15 protein-coding genes and 1 pseudogene are annotated in these 18,333 nt (G+C 60.4%); 10 read left to right on the top strand and 6 right to left on the bottom strand.

Features of this window, described 5'->3' with window-relative positions:
• Positions 1-101: 101 nt before the first annotated feature.
• Complete coding sequence (locus IPM06_07425) at positions 102-443, top strand: ferredoxin family protein (GenBank protein MBK8770245.1); 342 nt, start codon at positions 102-104, stop codon at positions 441-443.
• A gap of 222 nt (positions 444-665) precedes the next feature.
• Here the strand turns inward: IPM06_07425 and IPM06_07420 are convergent, their stop codons facing one another.
• The 5 genes and pseudogenes from IPM06_07420 to IPM06_07400 all read right to left on the bottom strand — a co-directional run bounded on the left by IPM06_07420 (position 666) and on the right by IPM06_07400 (position 6,757).
• Positions 666-2,021: an IS1380-like element ISPme1 family transposase gene (locus IPM06_07420; GenBank protein ID MBK8770244.1), complete on the bottom strand. Its 1,356-nt coding sequence runs from the start codon at positions 2,019-2,021 to the stop codon at positions 666-668.
• 104 nt (positions 2,022-2,125) lie between these two features.
• Positions 2,126-2,680 (bottom strand): annotated as a pseudogene (locus IPM06_07415) (antitoxin of toxin-antitoxin stability system).
• On the bottom strand, positions 2,673-3,089 hold the full coding sequence (locus tag IPM06_07410) for a hypothetical protein (GenBank protein MBK8770243.1): 417 nt from the start codon (positions 3,087-3,089) through the stop codon (positions 2,673-2,675). The pseudogene IPM06_07415 and the gene IPM06_07410 overlap by 8 nt, the downstream one beginning before the upstream one ends.
• A gap of 101 nt (positions 3,090-3,190) precedes the next feature.
• On the bottom strand, positions 3,191-5,332 hold the full coding sequence (locus tag IPM06_07405; GenBank protein MBK8770242.1) for a ParB N-terminal domain-containing protein: 2,142 nt from the start codon (positions 5,330-5,332) through the stop codon (positions 3,191-3,193).
• 231 nt (positions 5,333-5,563) lie between these two features.
• The gene (locus tag IPM06_07400; protein MBK8770241.1) at positions 5,564-6,757 is read right to left on the bottom strand and encodes a DUF932 domain-containing protein; all 1,194 of its coding nucleotides are present in this window, start codon (positions 6,755-6,757) and stop codon (positions 5,564-5,566) included.
• A 231-nt stretch (positions 6,758-6,988) separates the two neighbouring features.
• Between IPM06_07400 and IPM06_07395 the strand changes: the two genes are divergently transcribed.
• The 8 genes from IPM06_07395 (at position 6,989) to IPM06_07360 (ending at position 15,866) form a co-directional block, all read left to right on the top strand.
• Positions 6,989-7,582: a type IV toxin-antitoxin system AbiEi family antitoxin domain-containing protein gene (locus IPM06_07395; protein ID MBK8770240.1), complete on the top strand. Its 594-nt coding sequence runs from the start codon at positions 6,989-6,991 to the stop codon at positions 7,580-7,582.
• Positions 7,575-8,600 carry a nucleotidyl transferase AbiEii/AbiGii toxin family protein gene (locus IPM06_07390; protein MBK8770239.1) on the top strand — a complete coding sequence of 342 codons (1,026 nt, stop codon included), beginning with the start codon at positions 7,575-7,577 and terminating at the stop codon, positions 8,598-8,600. The genes IPM06_07395 and IPM06_07390 overlap by 8 nt, the downstream gene beginning before the upstream one ends.
• A 46-nt stretch (positions 8,601-8,646) precedes the next feature.
• Positions 8,647-9,450, top strand: coding sequence for a DNA-binding response regulator (locus IPM06_07385; protein ID MBK8770238.1), 804 nt, complete (start codon positions 8,647-8,649; stop codon positions 9,448-9,450).
• Positions 9,447-10,028, top strand: a complete 582-nt coding sequence (locus IPM06_07380; GenBank protein ID MBK8770237.1) for a hypothetical protein — start codon at positions 9,447-9,449, stop codon at positions 10,026-10,028. The genes IPM06_07385 and IPM06_07380 overlap by 4 nt, the downstream gene beginning before the upstream one ends.
• A 1-nt stretch (position 10,029) precedes the next feature.
• Positions 10,030-13,434, top strand: a complete 3,405-nt coding sequence (locus IPM06_07375; protein MBK8770236.1) for a UvrD-helicase domain-containing protein — start codon at positions 10,030-10,032, stop codon at positions 13,432-13,434.
• An 80-nt stretch (positions 13,435-13,514) separates the two neighbouring features.
• Positions 13,515-14,270 (top strand): multiubiquitin domain-containing protein, encoded by a 756-nt coding sequence (locus tag IPM06_07370; GenBank protein ID MBK8770235.1) that lies wholly within the window; start codon positions 13,515-13,517, stop codon positions 14,268-14,270.
• Positions 14,245-15,420, top strand: a complete 1,176-nt coding sequence (locus IPM06_07365) for a ThiF family adenylyltransferase (protein MBK8770234.1) — start codon at positions 14,245-14,247, stop codon at positions 15,418-15,420. Before IPM06_07370 ends, IPM06_07365 begins: the two co-directional genes overlap by 26 nt.
• Positions 15,417-15,866: a hypothetical protein gene (locus tag IPM06_07360; GenBank protein ID MBK8770233.1), complete on the top strand. Its 450-nt coding sequence runs from the start codon at positions 15,417-15,419 to the stop codon at positions 15,864-15,866. Before IPM06_07365 ends, IPM06_07360 begins: the two co-directional genes overlap by 4 nt.
• 83 nt (positions 15,867-15,949) lie before the next feature.
• Here IPM06_07360 and IPM06_07355 read toward each other — a convergent pair whose 3' ends face one another.
• Positions 15,950-17,293, bottom strand: a complete 1,344-nt coding sequence (locus tag IPM06_07355) for a tyrosine-type recombinase/integrase (protein MBK8770232.1) — start codon at positions 17,291-17,293, stop codon at positions 15,950-15,952.
• Between the two features lie 696 nt (positions 17,294-17,989).
• Here IPM06_07355 and IPM06_07350 point away from each other — a divergent pair.
• On the top strand, positions 17,990-18,331 hold the full coding sequence (locus IPM06_07350) for a MerR family transcriptional regulator (protein MBK8770231.1): 342 nt from the start codon (positions 17,990-17,992) through the stop codon (positions 18,329-18,331).
• The last annotated feature ends 2 nt before the right edge of the window (positions 18,332-18,333 follow it).

The following is an 18,333-nucleotide window of genomic DNA, read 5'->3' as shown; positions in this document are numbered from 1 at the left end:
TCCCCGGTTTCCTTGTTGTTTTTTACAACGTAAGTTTTGTATTTTACACAGCTTTGCACATAAATTCCAATATGTGAAGCGACACGCCCCAGGACTCGCGCATGACTTATGTCGTCACCGAAAACTGCATCCGCTGCAAATACATGGATTGCGTGAACGTCTGCCCCGTCGACTGCTTCTACGAGGGTGAGAACATGCTCGTTATTCATCCCGACGAATGTATCGACTGCGGTGTCTGCGAGCCGGAATGTCCGGCCGAAGCCATCGTGCCCGACAGCGATCCCGCCGCCAGCGACTGGATCGGCCTCAATGAGCGCTATGCCGCTCTGTGGCCAAACATTTCGGTTGCAAAGCCGCCCCCGACCGATGCTGCGGCGATGGATGGGGCGCCTGACAAGCGGCGTCTCTATTTTTCCGAACGGCCGGGAGAAGGCGATGTCTGAGCCGACATTCCCCAAGTGGCCTGCCGCTTGACTTCAAGATCGCCTGATTTTGCTCGCTGGGCAAGCGTTTTTCGCCCCGAGCGGTGTCTGTCGTCGCGCAAACGGCCGAAGTCGGGTGGATCAAGCCTCGAACCCGCAGCATTCTGGCCCGGCAGAGCCGCTTTTCCGCGCGGCAGACGGACCTGTCCTGCCGCTTTCGTTCAGCTTGGGCATGGATCGTGGTCATGCGCATGACGGAGGCGTTCGAAGACGGCGGATGGCGGCAAGGACGGCCCGCACCATCGGGCCGGTGACGGCGACCTCGGCCAACTGGAAGGTAATGGCGCGGGCGTGGCGGACGACGCGGGCGCCGATCTTGATCAGCTTGAGTTGCAGGCTGGTCAACGACCAGTCCGCCATGGCCTCGGGCAGTTCGATGCAGCGCAGGAAGGTTGCCAGGTTGTAGGCCAGCGCGTGCAGTTGCAGCCGCACCTCGTTGTGCCGGAACTTCCGGCATGACAGCCGCGTCCAGCGAAAGGCATATTTGCCTTCCTTGATGTGCTGCTCTGCGGTGCCGCGCTGGTTGTAGAACCTCACCACCCAGCCTGGCTCCATCGGCAGGTTGGTGACGATGAAGCCGACTTTGGGGAACAGCTCGCCCGGATGCCATTCGATCTTGGCGATGACGCGGCGCGGCTTGTCCCAGGACGCCGCCTGATACTCGAAGTCCTCGAAGAACCGTTTGACCTTGGTCAGCGAAGGCCGTCCCACGGGCCGTGTCAGCCGATGCGCGATCTTCTCGCGCAAGACGGCGTTGGCGGGCAGACGGATGGCGTAGAAGAACCTGGCTTCTTCCAGCCGCATATAGATCGCGGGGATCGCGTAGGCAGCGTCGGCCCGGAAGAAGCGTCCACCAAGGTCGCGGCCAGCATATCGGGCAATGACGGGATCAAGGACATCCCGCCAGCCATCGGCGCTGTGGACATTGCCGTTACGCAGGGCGCAGCGCTCCAGCATGCCAAACTGGTTGAACAAGAAGATGGGGTGATAGCAGGTGCAGTCGAAATGCCCGTTCCAGGCAGCACCTTCCTGATCGCCGTGGGTGGGGCTGACCGAGCTGTCCATGTCCAGCACGATGTATTTCAACCCGTTGCGGTCATGAAACCGGTCGATCCATTGGCCGTTCAGATCGGCCAGCGCCGCCCGGTTCGCGGCCAGAGCCAGCGTCTCGGTCTCGAACCGTCCCATCTGCGATGCCGAAGCAGCTTGCGCCTCGACGGCCCTGCCGCCAACGACCTGACGCATCACGGGATCGAGGGCCAAGCGGTCGGCATCGTTCACATCCTCGTATCCGGCCAGTCGTCCGAACACCGATTGCCGGAACAATCCGTCAAGCCGATGGAGCGTGTTCTTCCCGGTGCGGCTGTCTCGCAGCGCCTCCGACGCCAGATTGGACAGGCCGAGCACGTCATCAAGCTCGCGCATCACCAGCAGGCCACCGTCTGAACTGATCTGCGCACCACGGAACTCCAGACGCACACGGCGGTCGAAATCAACCCGATCTCCCCGCGCCAAGCCCGCACCCTCCAGGTGATCCATGAAACGCGCCCCTCGCAGCCGTCAACGCCATGATTTATATGCGAAATATCACGATTACGACAGCGAAATCAGCGACTTACTTGGGGGATTTGATGTTTAAATTAGTCGCGTTCGAGCTGCCGGTAGAGCCATCGGGCCAGTTCGCGCAGGGCTTCAGCGACAATGTTGTCAGCATCACGCGTCATGTCCTGCATGGTGGGGCTGTCGCGCTCGACCGCTATTTCCATGCAATATTCGTGGGTATAGCGCCTACGGTGGCGAATATCGGCGCGAAGCTGGTAGAAATTTCGTCGCTGAATGGCCTGCAAGGCATCCGCGATCTCGTGCAGATCCGTGTCCATCGGCGCGTATTGCCTGATCTTCGCGGCGGCGTGACGCCCGTGAGCGTATTGGCCCTCGAAGCAGGCGCCATCGCCCTGACTCCAGAATCCACGAAAATAGATACATGGCTCCGAACGTGATCCCCCGCCCATGAGCCGGACGGCATTGGTTCGCAACGTCACGCCGAGGATGGCGCAGATGCTTTCAAAATCGACATAGACGGCGTCGTGCCAGTCGTGGTCGAAGGCGCCGTCACGATACCAGGCGCGCGCCTTGTCCTTGGCGTCGCCCGATAATTCCTCAAGCCGATAGACGGTGGTTTCGATGATCTCAGGCATCGCCGTCACCTCCGTCGAGAACCGAAGCCAGCCAGCCATCGGTATAGATCCAGCCAACGGTCTCGCCGGTGGCGAGGTCGAGCACATGCGCGCCGCCGCCAAAACCATCGAGCCGCGGTTTCGAGCAGGTGTTGGCGTATTGAAATCCCCATAGGCCGCTCAAATGAAATGCAGTGGCGCAGCGTTTGACGAACTGGATGACGCGCTCGGGATCGCCAGCGCCATCGTCGCGCATCCACAGATTCGTGCCGCCGTGCTCCGGCTGGATCGACAGCAGGAACCCTTCGGAAGGTGGGTCTTCTGATGCACCTTCTGCGGAAAGAGCGTTGTAGAGGTCGAGCGCAAGAGCGGCTTTCTCGGGTGCGCCGACATCGAGCAGGCACGAGAAGTGGGTGAAATAGTCGGCCATATCAGGCTCCTGAAACAAAAATGCCCGGCGCGAGGCCGGGCAAGTACGGGAATGTAGGTGAGATTGGCGGGGAGCGTCGCGCCACTCCCCGCCGGGATCGCTCACTCGGCGGCGATCATGCTTTCCTCGTCCTCCTCAGTGTCGGCGTGATCTTCCTCGTCGTCCTCTTCGGTAAGGAAAGCGGGAAGCGCTTCATCGCCGCCGGCCTGATCGGCAGGTGCGGCAGCGCTGTCGCCATCGGCACCGGCCAGGCGCAGCGGCTCGGGCAACCAGCCGGTGTCGGCCAGCAGACGTTCGGCCTCCTTGGCCATGTCGCCCTTCTTCATGTGGTCGATGAGCTGCGCGGCCCGCTCGCCGGCGGCCTCGCGGACGGCCTCCACGATGCGGGTCTTGGTGACGCGGCCGAGATAATTGCCGACCGTCGGCCGCCATCCGACTTGCGCCATGTCGAGGCCCGTCGCCCGCGCCAGTCGGTCGGCCTGTGCGAGGCGGACCTTCAGCCCGTGCTCGCTGACACCGGAGCCGCTATAGGGATTGGGCCGTTCGTAGAGCGCGTTGATGCCATAGCTGACGCAATGGGCGAGCAACTCCATGCGATTGTCGTCGTCGAGCGCGACGAGCCAATCCCACAGCGCCTCGTCATCGGCCGGAACATGGTCGCCCCAGCGATCATGCCGGTCGGTGACGGATTTTGCCGAAGGGCTGTCTTTCAACTCCTCGGCCTGTGCGGCGAAGTGAACCTCCCGGACATTGGCTTCCAGCGCGCCCGTCGCCGGGCGGTGCAGGAAGGTGTCCGAGACCAGCTTGTGCAGCAGCGCGGTCATGGCGATATGCGGGTGGTCCGCCACGGCGTCGCGCAGGGCGAGCGTGCGATGCGCCGTCAGTTCAGTGACGAGGCGCTCGGGCAGCGGCTTGATGCCATCCTCCTCGTCTTCCTCCGCCGCTGCCGGGGCAGGCTGGCCGCCGATGGTGATGGCGGCACGCTGGATGGCAGGAGCTTTCCCGGTCTCATGATCGCCGCCCTCCTGGACATCGTCACCTTCCAGCTGGGCGGGTCGTTCGTCCTCCGGGCGGACATAGCCGCGATCGACGACCAGCTTGCCTTTGGCGTCGAGGGTTGCGAAGACGCCGGCAATGGCGATCTCGGCGGGATCGTAGTGGACGGGCCGATTGTCGAGTTCCTCCATCGCCGCCTCGATCTCGCCAAGGCGTTGATCGATCTCGTCCGGCAGCTCGTCGGCATCTTCATATTCAGCGACCAAGCGATCAAATTCCACCTGCAAGGCGTCGCGCGTTGCCTGTTCCGCCTCGCTCATATCGAGCGGCGTCCCGGCAATCTCCCGCATTCCGTGGGTGACACCGTAGGGAATGCTCAACGCGGCCTCGACCCATTTCCAGCCCTCAGTAGCGATCTCGTCGGCGATGACCTTGAGCTTCTCGGCAACCAGGCGATCGAGCAGGCCGACATCCTGAAGCCATCCGCCGTCGTCGGACTGGAAGAGGTCGCGCAGCATCATGCCGCCGGCCGCCTCGTAGGCGTCGATGCCGACGAACACGGCGCGCTTGTCGGACGCGCGCACGGTGGTTTCGGTCAGCATCCGCCGGATCTGCCACGGCTCCTTCTGCCAACCGGCGCTGATCGCCTCCCAGACCTGTTTCTGCCGAGCGTGATCGGCCGACACGGTGAAGGCCATCAGCATTTCGAGCGTCATGTCGTCCTCGGCATAGATGTCGAGCAGCGTGGGCGAGACCGACGCCAGGCGCAGGCGCTGCTTCACCACGTTGACGCCGACGAAGAAGGCGGCGGCGATCGCTTCCTCGGTCATGCCCTTGTCGCGCATGGCCTGGAACGCCCGGAACTGGTCGAGCGGATGCAGCGGCGCCCGGTCGATGTTCTCGACCAGCGAGATTTCGTCGATCAGGATACCGCTGGCGGCGTCGCCGACGACGCATGGGACGGGCGTGGTTTTGGCGAGGCGCTTCTGCTTGGCGAGCAGTTCGAGCGCGCGATAGCGCCGACCGCCGGCGGGCACCTCGAACATGCCAGTCTCTACGCCCTCGGCGTCGAGGACGGGGCGAACATGCAGGGACTGGATGAGGCCGCGCCGGGCGATGGACTCGGCCAGCTCGTCGATCGACACGCCGGATTTCACGCGCCGGACGTTGGCCTGGCTGAGCACCAGCTTGTTGAAGGGAATGTCGCGCGACGACGAGAGGGTGATTTTCTGGATGGCAGTTGCCATTGTCATTACTCCGCGACGGGCAGCCGGGAGACTCTCTCTCGACCTCCAACCCGTCACGAAGCGAAGCGCCGCCCTCTTCCTCTGAAGGGGCAGCGCACGAGTACAGTGATCGGTAAGGGGAAACGGAACGCCGATTCCCAATCAGCGGGCTTCTGACTCCCAATCAGCCGGACTCGCGGCCGAGGGTGAAAGCCGGAAATACGGCAAACCGCATCTCCGGCTTTGATGAGATCAGGCAGCCCGATCGAGCAGCTTCTTCGCCTTGGCTTCCATGTCGAGGCGGGCGTCCTGATGCGGCTTTTCGCGCGCGACCGCGGTGATGCCCTGCACGAAATCGAAGATGCTCTCGGGCGGGCGACCTTCCTCGACCAGCACCGCGTCGATGATCTTTCCGGTCTCGGCCTTGGAGAAGCCCCGCTTGCGCAGGAAATCGCTGCGGTCCTCATCCGTGCGCGCCACTATCCGCTCACGCGCCGTCTTGATCCCGTTGATGAACGGCAGCGGTGACGAGTTGGCGAAATTCAGCAGCGCCGGTTCGGCTTCATGGGCGAAGCGCGACGCGGCATATTTGCTGTGGCGGATGCTGATCTCCTCGAAATCCTCCACGCCCCACAGATTGCGGTTCTGGCACACAGCGCGCAGATAGAAGCTCGCCATGCCGAGCGTCTTGGCGCCGACCTCCGAGTTCCAGGCGTAGAAGCCGCGGAAGAACAGGTCGGGTGAGCCGTCCGGCAGGCGACCGGCCTCGATGGGGTTCATATCATCGACGAGGAACACGAACACGTCGCGATCGCTGGCGTAGAGCGTCGTCGTGTCCTTCGAGATGTCGACGCGGGGATTGTAGATCCCGGTCGACCAGTCGAGCACGCCCGGCACCTTCCAGCGCGTGTCTCCCGTGCCGTTGCCGGCGATGCGTTGCACAGCCTCGATCAGTTCGTGGTCGTAGATGCGGCCATAGTCCGGGCCGGTGACGGCGCGCAGTTCAACGCGGCCGTTCTCGGTTTCCAGCGTTTTGATCTGCTCGGCGCGGTTCGAGGTCAGGCCGTATTGCAGATTGATGCCGGCGAGCGCCGCCGGAAGATTGCGCAGATAGGCAGCGGGAGCGCCGACCTGGCTCGCCAACTGGCCGAAGCTCCAGTGTGTAGGAGCCACAGGCGCCTCGGCGCCGGGCAGGATCAGCGACAGCCGCTCGGGATCTGTGCGGCTTGCCTCGACATGGATCAGCGCGGTTTCCACCACGCGGGTCCGGCTGCGCTCGGACCGATCGCGCACCGAGCGGGCCAGCTCGCCGAGTGACAGGAAGCGCTCATCGTCGGGCCGCGAGAACCACTCCGATGACACCCGGCCGACGCGCTCGCCGCGCGTGACATCCACCTTGTAGCCGCCGCTGAGATCGCGGCGCGCATCGAGTACCTGCATGTTCATGGGAAAAACTCCATGACGGGCGCCGAAAGCCTCTCTCTCGGCACTTTACCCGTCACGGAAATCCCTTCCGCCCTCTCACTCTAAAGGGGGTGTTGCGGGGGCTCCCCGCAGAAGGGGTCGGCCGAGACCGTGGCTCGGACGCAGGGGAAGACCTTCCCCGTATCGGCCTCGCCCACACGACTTCCTTGAAAACTGTCAGAAAATCGCGTATGTTTCTAACAGGAGAATGACATGACTCGCCTGACCGAACAGATTTTGATGCATGCAACGGGCTTGCCTGAAGGTGTGCCGTTGTCTGCCAAAGGGTTGCTGCATCTCGGAAATCGGGCGGCGGTAGATCAGGCATTGTCGCGTTTGGCCGAGCGCGGACAGCTCATTCGCGCGGGCCGTGGCGTCTATTTGCGGCCCATCACCAGCCGGTTCGGTACGCGCACGCCTTCGGTCGAACAGGCTGTCGAGGCCCTTGCGAGCCAAAAGGGAGAGATCATCGTCTCGAACGGCGCCGCTGCCGCGAACGCCCTTGGCTTGACGACGCAAGTGCCCGTCCGTTCGGTTTATCTGACCTCCGGGCGCAGCCGAAAGATGCACCTCGGCAAGCAGGTCGTAGAATTGAAGCACGCCCCGCGTTGGCAATTGGCCTTGGCCCACCGCCCGGCTGGGGAAGCTGTGCGTGCGCTGGCCTGGCTCGGCCCGGAAAAGGCGGAAACCGCACTCAAGACGCTAAAGCGTAAGATGCCACCTGGCGCTTTCGGCGAACTGGTCGCCGCCGCGTCGCAACTTCCGACATGGCTCGCGCAAAGCGTCGGAAAGGCAGCCTATGGCTGACATCTTTCTCAAGCTTTCCGACCAGGATCGGCGCGACGCGCTGGGCGTCGCCGCCGATCGTTCGGGTCGTCCTACCCATCTTCTTGAAAAAGATGTGTGGGTGGTATGGGCGCTGGCGACCCTTTACGCTGCGCCGCTCGGCGAACATCTGGTTTTCAAGGGCGGCACGTCGCTGTCGAAAGCCTATCAGGTCATTCGCCGGTTTTCCGAGGACGTGGATCTGACCTACGACATTCGGGCGATTGCGCCCGATCTGGTCGGGGACAATGGCGAGGGGTTGCCCAAAACCCGAAGCGAGGAAAAGCGCTGGTCCAGTGAGGTGCGTCGGCGGCTGCCTGCGTGGGTCGCGGAAACGGTGCAGCCGGTCATCGCGACCGCACTGGCAGCCGAAGGTCTGGCGGCGACCATCCGCATCGAGGATGAGAAGCTCTTTATCGACTACGAGGCGACTGCGGCCGGGTCCGGCTATGTCGCACCCAGCGTCATGCTGGAGTTTGGCGCTCGCTCGACAGGCGAGCCAGCGAGCCTGCGCGAAGTCGCCTGCGATGCAGATAGCCTGATCGACGGGCTGATATTTCCGACCGCGCGACCGCGCGTCATGCACGCGGAGCGAACCTTTTGGGAGAAGGCGACCGCCATTCACGTCTTTTGCCTTCAGGATCGGCTGCGCGGCGATCGCTTCGCGCGACACTGGCACGATGTTGTAAGGCTGGATGAAGCCGGCTTCGCAGAAGCTGCTTTCGCCGATCGCGAACTGGCCAACGCTGTCGCCCGGCACAAGTCGATGTTCTTCGCGGAAAAGGCCGCCGACCGCACGCCGGTCGACTACGCAGCGGCGGTCAACGGAGGCTTGCAACTCGTGCCGGTGGGGGATGTCGCGAAGGCCCTCGAAGACGACTATGCCCGCATGGTCGAGGACGGACTGCTATTCGACGACGCGGAACCGTTTAATGCGCTCATGGCGCGATGCGCAGACATAGCGGCGCAGGCCAATCGAACGTCGGAATATTCGCGATGATGTTGGTTGAAGTTGGGCAGCACCTTGGCGCGGTGCGGCAGGAAGGATGGAGGGGCAATTGGTAACTCCACTCAGAAAAAAGAGGCTCCGCACGGAAGAACTCTATACGCGCATTCCGGAGGTCGAAGCCAAACTGGCCGAGCTGGAGGGCTTATCAGGGGATGATCTCTTGGCTCGCGTTCAAATTCGCCGCCGGGATGATCTCGGTTATGTACCAAGCGAATGTCTGGTCTATTTAGTGCGGGCCAGTCGCGCGGACAATTCCGCTGCCGGGTTCGACCGGCTGTACAAGGTTTTAGCCGAGCGGGTTTTGCGATCTCTGCCGAGGGCCGAGAGTGCGGACGGCACGACAACGTCACTGACCAACAGCGTTATTCGTGACAGGGTGTTCGGGCGATTTATTGAGCTTTTGTCGGCTGACCGCGGCGAATATTCTGAAAAACTGGACTATTTTGAAGTGCGCTTCGATGGCGCGCTGGCAAGCTTGCGACGCGATGCCCAGGAGCAGGCCTGGCGCGATGAAAACCGCTCAACTTCGCTGGATTTCGACGAAGAGACAGGTGAGCCTTCTGAAGAGGTTGAGAGGGCGGCTGGCAGCTTCGATTGGTCCTCGGATTTGGAAATCGACGGTGCGGATTACCGGTTTCGTCTGGATGCGGCGATTGATGCTCTACCACCAGAACAAATGAGGATCATCGAAATGTTGCGAAAGGGCGTCCCCATCGACTCGAAGGAGGCTGATGCTGTCACTATCGCCAAGGCGCTCGGCAAATCGGAGAAAACCATCCGGACACATAGGGACAAGGCCTTTGCGGCAATACGAGCGGCCATGTCAGGAGAAGAGCCATGAACCCCAACGCTCATCAACCATCGCGGGAAGATGTGCTCGACGCCTTTGCGGTCGAACCCAGCCATGGCCGCGAAATCCTTGAGCGCTACCTGCGTGAGTACCCGCATTTTTCGAACGAGTTAGTGGACTTGTCGAGAGAGCTATCTCGCGTTCCTGATGGAGCCGAGAGGCCGATGTCTCTCCAAGAGCAGGCCATGATTGACGCGGCATGGCAGCAGCATATGCCGATCGAAACGAAATCTGCAAAAGACCCTCTGGCAGATTTGTCGGTTTCCCAACTTCGCGAGATCGCCGTGCAATTGGATGTGCCCCGGCAAGTGGTGACAGCCTTTCGGGAGCGTCGCATTGTGGCAACTTCTGTCCCAAGGCGCTTCCTCACGCGCATGGCAGCCGCTCTGAATTGTACGGTTGATTTGTTGGTGAGCACGCTCACCCTGCCATCAGGGCCCGTGCTTGCGCGCAGCTACAAATCAGACGGAAAGCCGTCGGCGGAAACTGCCGCAACATTTGAGCGGCTGCTGATCGACGCTGGAGTGTCTGAAGAAAAGCGGACGGCCCTGCTGGTGGACGACAACTAGGATGGACGCGGTCGAGCTGGCGAGACAGATTGCAGCCGACCTTCACCGGCAGGCCGTTGCGAAGGGCCATGATCCTTGGCGACCTTATGAGTTTGCCGTTACCGAAGCTCAGCGGCGCGGGTTGGATGTCGAGCCGACCGCGGCAGGCTCGGTGATGCTCGACGGTGGCCGCGCAACCGTCGTTGCCGCAGACAGCCTCATCTTGCACGAAAATATTGGGACGGTGTTCGAGCAGGCATTTCTCGTCGCCCATGAAATAGGTCACATCGAACTTGGTGACGACGTTGCCGATGAGCCGGCGCGCGACATCGATCTGGCAAGGGCGGCAGAACCTTCGCCCGTCGGCGTTGATCGGGTTGTTGACTACGGACGCCGGCAGAGGCGCGAGGTCCAGATGGATCTGTTCGCGCGCGAGTTTCTTCTGCCGCGCGGACTCGTCCGCAAACTTCACCTTGAAGATGGTCAGACCGCGACCGAGATTGCAGCGCGGTTTGGGGCGCCGTTCGATCTGGTTGCCCAGCAACTCTTCGATGCTCTCTTGCTGCCGGAAATAGTGGCTGCGGTCGAAGCTGAAACCATCGAACGTCCCCTGAATCCGCTTCAGGCAACCGCAGCCGCGCATCGTGGCGAGGCATTTCTGCTTGAAGCAGGACCCGGCACCGGCAAGACCCAGACGCTGACGGCCCGTGTCGAGGGGCTCCTGGCGGAAGGCGTCGATCCGCGACGGATATTGCTCCTCACTTTCTCCAACAAGGCCGCTGGTGAGATGGCGGAACGGATCGGCCGCAGGCACAAAGCTGCCGCCGCAGCGATGTGGATCGGCACGTTTCATGCTTTCGGTCTCGATGTCATCCGACGGTTTCACATCGAACTGGGTCTGCCGAAAGATCCCCGGATGATGGATAGGACCGAGGCGGTCGAGCTTCTTGAAGCCGAATTCCCGCGTCTTGGCCTCAACCATTATCGCAACCTTTATGATCCGACGCAGATCATCGCCGACATGCTGGCGGCAATCTCCCGCGCCAAGGACGAGGTAGTCAACGAAGCACGCTATGCCGAACTGGCGGAAGCGATGCTTGTGAGCGCCGCAACGCCAGACGAACGCGTGGCGGCGGAGCGGGCGGCGGAGGTTGCCCGCGTCTACGCGGCCTATGAGGAATTAAAGCGGCAGGCGCATTGTGTCGATTTTGGCGACCTTGTCTCGATGCCCGTGCGTTTGCTCGAAGGGAATCTCGAGATCCGCACGCATCTTCAGGCGCAATATGACCATGTTCTGGTCGATGAATATCAGGACGTGAACCGTAGCAGCGTCCGCCTGATTACGGCCCTGCGAAGCAATGGGCGCAATCTCTGGGTGGTCGGAGATGCCAAGCAGTCGATTTATCGGTTTCGGGGTGCGTCATCGTTCAACATGACTCGCTTCGGAACGTCCGATTTTTCCGGTGGTGCGCGTGGCCGCCTGAAGCGTAATTATCGATCGGTCGATGAAGTGGTGCAGGCCTTCTCAGCCTTCGCCATTCGCATGAAGGCTGGAGACCAAGATAGCGGCCTCGAATCAGAGCGTGGCCGGTGCGGGGCATCTCCTCAACTCCGCACGGTCGACCAATCGCCACAGCAGACGGTGGCGCTTGCCGATGCAATCGAGGAAATGCGCCAGGCCGGGCACAACTATCGTGACCAGGCTGTGCTGTGCACTGGAAATGAAAAGCTCTCAGAGCTTGGGCAGGATTTGGAACGCCTTGGCGTTCCGGTTCTTTTTCTGGGCAGTCTTTTTGAGCGGCCAGAAATCAAAGAGCTTTTGTCGTTGCTGACAATTCTCACCGATCGGCGAGCAATGGGATTGGTTCGTGCGGCGTGCATGTCGGAGTTCGAGATGCCGATCTCTGACGTCGATGCGATATTTAGTCACCTGCGCGCGTCGGACTCTATACCGGGGGCGTGGCTGGGCGAATTAGGTGCGATCACCGGCCTGTCTGAGCCTGGTGGCGCGGCATTGAGGGCTGTTGCGGCTGCAATGCGTGGCTTCGACCAGAGCGACGCACCCTGGACGGTGTTGGCAACGTTGTTGCTCGATCGAACCCGTATCGCAGCACGCATCGGTGGTTCGAGTGACATCGCCGAGCGCACCCGTGGCCTCGCGATCTGGCAGTTCATGAATTTCCTGCGTGTGCAGCCGGGCGGTAAGGGGCTCCCCATTGTTCGGCTCCTTGATCGGGTGCGCCGACTTGTTCGGTTAGGCGATGATCGTGATCTGCGGCAACTGCCTGCCGCCGCGCAGGGGCTCGATGCCGTGCGGCTGATGACCATTCACGGGGCAAAGGGACTTGAGTTTCCCGTCGTGCATGTGCCGGGTCTCAATGGCGACACCATTCCCAGGACGCCACAAGCACCGCCGTGCCCGCCGCCAGATGGGATGGTCGAAGGAGCTCAGGGCCGTGCGCTTGATGTGTTCCGCGCAGGTCATGCCGAGGAACAGGAATGTTTGTTCTATGTCGCGCTGTCTCGCGCCCGCGACCGCCTGTTTCTGTACGCGCCAACCCAGAAATCAAATGGCCATAACCGGCCGCTGTCGAGTTTCCTCGACCGGTTAGGATCGGGGCTGACGCGAACGAAGATCAACCCAACCAGAACCTTGCCGCCCGCACCTGAGGCCGGTGACATCACGCTCGTCGTCGACGGTGCCCTTCGATTTACCGGGGCGCAGATTGCGCTCTACGAACGCTGTCCGAGACGATTCTTTTACACTCACATCCTCCAGGTCGGCGGGCGTCGGACGGCAACGGCCTTCATGCAGATGCACGAAGCGGTCAGAACCGTCTTCCAGGCGGTGATTGCTGACGCGCGCATCATCGGCGGAGCAAGCGACTTGGAAGGGCAGATCGCCAACGCGTTTGCTGCGCATGGACTGGCGGATCACGGCTATGTCTCGGAGTATAAGGGGTTCGCCACCTCAATGATCCAGTATTTCCTCGCGGCGCGCGAAGGCCTCACGCCAGAGACGCCTGCGGCTCTCAGCATTGCGTTTGGCGCCGAGGAAATTATCGTGCGCCCAGATGAGGTTCTGGTGCGATCTGATGGCAGCCGCACGCTTCGGCGGGTTCAAACAGGACATTTTCGCACCGCGGAAATGGATGACGTGGGCGTTGCTGCCTTCCTCCTGGCGGCACAAAGGGCTTTTCCCGGCGCCAGCGTCGAACTCGTCCATCTATCCGACCAGACCATTCGCCCCCTCGATCTAACGGCCAAGAAGCTTCAGAATCGGCAGGAGAAGCTCGCAGGATTTCTGGGGCGAATTCGTGCTGGTAATTTCCCGGCCGCCCCCTCGGCCCGGACATGCCAGGGTTGCCCGGCATTTTTCATATGCGGCCCAACGCCGACGGGTACTCTCAGAAAAAATTTCGGCTGACCTTACCGGTCGGCCATTGTCGCACCGATTGATCCCTTAGAGGCCGGCGCCGCCGGTCCAACCTCTAAGGAATAACGACAATGAATACCGAAGAACCTCTCGATTTTGACGATCTGGGCGAGGCCCTGCGCGAAGGCCGGGCGCTGCGCCCGGCGCGGGGCTATCGCATCCGCTTCGCACAGGACGACCTCAACTTCCGCGACCTCGATGTTGCCGACCCCGTGCCGCTGGGCCGTCAGATTTTGACTGCCGCCGGGCGCGATCCGCATGATGGCTACAGTCTTTTTGCCATCCTGCCGTCCGGCGATTTCGAGGATGTCCGGCTTGATGAGCCGTTTGATCTGCGCGAGCGGGGTGCCGAACGGTTCGTCGCCTTCCAGACCGACCGCGACTTCAAACTGACGCTGAACGATCATCAGCTCGCGTGGGGCAAGCCGGCGATCCGTGGTGCCACTCTCTATGCGCTGGCGAATATCGGCGACGATGAAGCGGTCTTCCTGGAGGTGCGTGGGGGCGAAGATCTGCTGATCGAGCCCGCCGATGTCATTGACCTCACCGCTCCTGGCGTCGAACGGTTCATTACCGCACCCCGGCCTCCCAAGACGTTCGAGATCATCGTCAATTCGCGACCCCGCGAAGTCGACCAGAAGCAGGTTACGTTTGAGCAGGTCGTTCAGTTGGCCTTTCCCGGTCCACACGAAACCAACGTCGTTTTTTCGATGACTTACCGCCACGCCGCCTCGACACCGCACGCCGGCGAACTTGGTGCCGGGGGCAGTGTTGAAGTGAAAAAGAAGGGAACCGTGTTCAATGTCACCCGCACCGTTCAGTCGTAACGCCGACCTCAAGCGTCTTCGTGACGAGGGCTACTTCGTGCAGATCCGGGGCGGGTTCCTCGTGATGCGCGAGGTGCCTTACGTCAATGCTCAACGGGAAGTGCGAACCGGGACTCTCATCTCCAGCCTAACAATGGCTGGAGATGAAACCCGCACGCCCGATACCCATGTGATGCATTTTGACGGTGACTTTCCCTGCCGTGCCGATGGGACGCCCATCCAGCAGATTTCGCACCAGACTGGCGACTTCAACCTCGGGCATGGTCTGAAGGCGAAGCACTCGTTTTCGAGCAAGCCAGAAGGCGGGTACACGGATTATTTTCACAAGATGACCACCTACGCGGCAATCTTGTCGGGGCCGGCTGAGGTTCTGAAGCCCGGGTTGTCGCCGCGAACTTTCAGAACGCCAGAGGCGGAGGAGGAAAGTGTCTTTAACTACACGGAGACAGCATCAGATCGCGCGGGCATCGGCGCTCTGACAGAAAAGCTGGAGCACGAGATTGTAGCGATTATCGGCCTCGGCGGCACAGGTTCGTACATTCTGGATTTTGTCGCTAAGACACCGGCTCGTGAGATTCGGCTAATCGACGGCGACGAATTCCTGCAACACAACGCATTCAGAGCCCCTGGCGCGCCTGGTATCGAGGAACTCCGGGAAGCCCCAAAAAAGGTCGATTACCTGAAGGGCATCTATTCCCGGATGCGCCGTGGCGTTGTCGCCTATGCTGAGGCGCTGTCTGCCGATAATTTACATTTACTGGATGGGATCACTTTTGCCTTCCTCAGCATGGACGCAGGTGACGAGAAGCGCTTGGTCGTCGAAAAGCTGGAGGCCTTGGGCGTGCCCTTTGTGGACGTGGGTATGGGCCTGGAACTGGATGAAGGTTCGTTGGGTGGCATTCTACGAGTCACCACCAGCACGCCGGAAAAGCGTGATCACGTTCATCAGGGCCGCATTTCCTTCGCTGGCGGCGGCGAGAAGGATATTTATGCGTCGAACATTCAGGTTGCCGACTTGAATGCACTCAATGCCGTGTTGGCTGTGATCAAGTGGAAGAAGCTGCGCGGATTCTACCGCGACCTGGAACGGGAGCATCACTGCACCTATACGACTGACGGCAATATGCTGCTCAATGGTGACCTCCCATGATGCGGCATAGCCATCTCGCACATCGGTTCGTGCAACACATTCCAGATAAGCTTGAACCCGGCGTGCTCTATATTTCGATGGAATATGGCACGGCCGCCCACGGATGCTGTTGCGGGTGCGGCGAGGAGGTGGTGACACCCTTCACGCCGACCGATTGGAATATGACGTTTGACGGCGAAACTGTGTCGCTCAATCCGTCCATCGGAAATTGGACGCTCGCTTGCCGCTCCCACTATGTGATCAAGCAAGGGCGGGTGATTGAGGCCGGGCCATGGACTGACAAGCAAATCGAAGACGAACGCCACCGGGATCGTGCGGCCAAAGCGCGCTTCTATGGCGTGACCAAGCCAGATGCACCAACTGCCACATCCCTTGAAGAAGAGCGCCCCACCAAAGCACCAGAAGGCATTTTGGGTCGCTTAGTACGCTGGCTTACCGGAAGCTGAAGTTGACGATGTGGAGGAAATAACTTCGGAATTTACCCAGAATTCTGAGGTTATTTGCTACTCATCCCGATAATCGATAAATTTCATGCTGAAATGCGCTCATCGTTATTTCCGTCGACCGCCCGCGCGAGGAACTGCTTCAACGCCGCTTGCCTGGAATTGAGGTCCAAGGCGTAAGCAGTCTGCTTGAATTCTACACCGTCGAGTAGTCCTTGGATGTAACCGGCGATGGTGTCTGCGGCCATGATGAGCGCCGTGTCGAGCGTATGAATATAACTGCTCGTCATCGTGCCTTTAGAATGGCCGATGAGCGCGGCAATAGTGATTTCGGTAAATCCAAGATCGTTCGAAATGCTGGCAAAGCTGTGCCGCAGGACGTGTGGCGTCACATCGGCAAGTGGCGACTTTCTGAAAATCTGTTCCCAATGGTTCGGAAAGCTTCCGAACGCCGCGCCATTCCGCTCGCCTGGAAACACGTAGCCTTCGCCTTCCTCTTTTCGTCGTTCCTCCAGACACTCCACCACGGGCAAGCCTATTGGACGGACAGAATCGCCTTCCTTGCTATCGATGAGACGAAGACAACTGGAACTGAGGTCAACCTCTCCCCACTTCAAGCCGATGATCTCGCTGCGGCGGCAACCGGTGAGCGCGATCAGGCGAATGATCTCGACCGTCATGGCGTATTTCTCGGTCTTCGCCGCTTCCCGCAGCATGTTGCCGAGCGTGCGATATTCCGCCTCGGTAAGGCGGCGGGTCCGGACGGCATACTTTGGCTTCTTCAATCCGTGTGTGGGATTGCTGTCGATGATTCCTGCGTCGATAGCATAGGTAAGGATGCCGCCGAGCAGCCCGATGGTGCGCGTCGCCGTACCAGGTCCACCTCGAACGATGGCCCTACCGCGCAACTTTTTCGTTTTGACTGACACTCGCGTCTTACCCGCAATGATGTCCTTCATGAGCTTGTTCACGTCGGCTTTGGTCAGATCCTTGACGCGCCAAGAGCCAACTAGGGGAATGATATGGCGCTCGATGCGGCCGGTATCTGTGACAATCGTGGTCGACTTTTTTGGGCGCCCGCCCTTGCCTAGGATGAGACCCGCATTCAGGTCCGCAACGTAGAGAGCGCAAAGCTCTTTGATTGTGATGGCTTTGTGGTCGAGCTGGCGTTCCTCGGCGGGGTTGTCGCCAGCCGCGATACGGCCGAGCTGAACTTTGGCTTCCTGACGCGCGGTTTCGGGCGTCCAGATGCCATGTAGGCCGATAGTGTAGCGCCTAGACCGACGTCCGGCGCGGTATTGGACGAGATAGCTGCGCTTGCCAGACGCGAAGACGCGGAGTCCGAAACCGGGCAGTTCATCGTCCCAAAGGAAATAGTCTTTCGCTTCGGCCTTCGCGGCATCCACGGTCCGTTTTGTGAGCTTCACCATCATCCCATCCTTCGCTATCGGGCTGCTTCCGCGGAAGCACCACGGAAGCAGCCAAGAGGAAATCGCAGCGAAATTGCGGATATGGTTTCGGCGTGGATTTGATAAACATCTAGTAGTTTCAGATGTTTATCGTACCATAGCGGGCCCTATCGCATTTTTCGGATGCATGGGCTAAATTGCTCCGAAGGCAGAGGTCACAGGTTCGAATCCTGTCGGGTGCGCCAAATTCATTCATATAAATCAAGATTGTGAAACCCTAACAAAGCCAACTCGTCTGTTTTGTTCGCTTATTGTTCTCTTTTTAAAAGCTTTACAAAATCATTGTCGCCTGTTGTAGAGAAACCGATACTCACGGTTCTACTCTTTTCAACAGAAGCCGAGGCAGCATTCCGCCATCGCGAAGCAAGTTGACAGAAGTCTTAACCGCTTCATTCATCTTGGTCGGTCTACCAATCTTATTGCCTTGTGCCCTTTCGCGCCTCTGAGCGAAGAAGCCCGTGCCGCGTTACGCTGGCAATTTCCAATTCCGCTGAACGACAAACGCGCCCGCCTGACTTGGCATCGGGCCAATCCTTTCTCGCTCGCGGTGTAACCAAACCGATTCCGGCGAGCGCTCTGGCTTTCGACAAGAAATTTGTAAAAGTTCTTGCATCTGGGGAGAATCTTTCGACATATTGATTGTCGAAAGGAGAATTCATGAAGTTGAGGGACCTCATAGACGCGACGGGGACCACCGAACGGCAGGTCCGTTACCTCATCTCCGAAGGCTTTGTTCCGTCACCAAGGGGAGGACGCTCAAATGCCGACTATGGGGACGACCACGTTGAAGCAATCCAGCGCTATACCCGGCTCCGCGATCTTGGCTTCCCTCCCGCCGCCATCAAACTGATGCTCGATGCAAAGGAAGGAGCGCCATTCCCGGTCGCTCCCGGAGTGACCTTGACGGTTGATCCCGCCCTTCTGGGCAGCGGCCATGATCCCCAACCAATTGTTCGCAGCATCGATACCCTCCTCACCGACATATTGAAAAGGACGTGAAG

This window comes from Hyphomicrobiales bacterium, assembly GCA_016710435.1.
In the GTDB taxonomy this organism is placed as follows: Bacteria; Pseudomonadota; Alphaproteobacteria; order Rhizobiales; family Aestuariivirgaceae; genus Aestuariivirga.
The sequence above is the reverse complement of the archived record's forward strand: the minus strand, read 5'-3'. Positions and strand labels throughout refer to the sequence as shown.